Source organism: Cupriavidus sp. 01L45, assembly GCF_056399885.1.
The window spans coordinates 1-1215 of sequence record NZ_JBFTSG010000159.1; the positions used below are offsets into that span (position 1 = coordinate 1).

Here is a 1215-nt window from a genome sequence, read left to right on the forward strand (position 1 = left end):
CAGGGGCGAGCGCAGATCTTCAGCAGTTCGCCCACCGGGGGCAGTGAAAGCATGGCGTTGATGTACCTGCTTGCTATCACCGCCGCCAGCCGATCCATCGATCTATCATCCGCCTATTTTGTGCCTGACGACCTGACACTGAAAGCACTGCTTGCCGCGCTGAAACGCSGGGTCAGGGTTCGCATTATCGTGCCGGGTGAACACATGGACTCCGAGACCGCGCGGTCGGCTTCTCGCTCCCGCTGGGGCCAACCTTTGGAGGCCGGCGCCATCATTGTCGAGTACCGTCCCACGATGTATCACTGCAAAGTGATGATCGTCGATGGCTTGCTTGTCTCGGTCGGATCGACGAATTTCGACAATCGCTCGTTCCATCTCAACGACGAGGCCACGCTGAATATCCTGGATCGTGAATTTGCCGCCGAGCAAACAAGGACATTCGAAGAAGACCTTGCCCTGTCCAAGCCGAYGTCGTTCGCTGCCTGGTCGAGTCGACCCTGGCGTGAAAAGCTCTCTGATCGCCTCGCGTCGATCATGAAATCACAACTATGACAGCGAAGCCGGATTGACGTCACGCGCCAAGCATCATTCCGGCCTTGTCCTCGATCTGGAGTACCCGGCGCGCGAAGATCCGTTGTCTGCGGACGTTTCGAATGTCTMTTGGATGGGGCCGGACAACGGCCGCAGTTGGCTGACTCTGGCGGTCCTTCACGATCATCGGGCAAGCAACATGACCGTGCGCAACGGCCGATGAACCGACAAGCGCCGCCGACGCGCGAGTGGCCGTTGTTTAGTGTTGAAGCGACGCTCGAGCGTCCGAATGGACCACCGGGCCGACGGCCGGAACTGGCCGTCAACGGTCCTACGTGGGCGCATTGAACCCCTGCGGCGCACGGCTAGTCCAGCGAATTCCGGTTTCCTACAGCAGGACATTCGATTTAGGAAGCCTCCGGGTCAATGGCCGTCAACGCATTACCCATGGAGGACTTCTTGGACGAATCGGGGCACGCCTATCAATGTGCCTCGTTGTCTAGGCTGTTTTTAGATGTCAGTCGGCTGGCTAATTTGAAATGTCAGTGCGGTCGTGCTTTTTGTGGTTTAGCCGTAACGCGGTCAAGCTGGCCGGAAGGGGAGAAGCCAGCACAGGGTGGGGCGGTGGTGCCGGCGATGGCGCGCTCCAGATCCAGCCGATTGATCAGCCGCTGGCGCTTGGTG

At 59.2% G+C, this 1215-nt stretch carries 1 protein-coding gene; it reads left to right on the forward strand.

All coding sequences use genetic code 11. The features are described from left to right. Positions 1-552 (forward strand): phospholipase D-like domain-containing protein (locus AC1DT6_RS40520; protein ID WP_441637965.1); only part of this gene is annotated, 552 nt, incomplete at its 5' end. Positions 553-1215 lie beyond the last annotated feature (663 nt).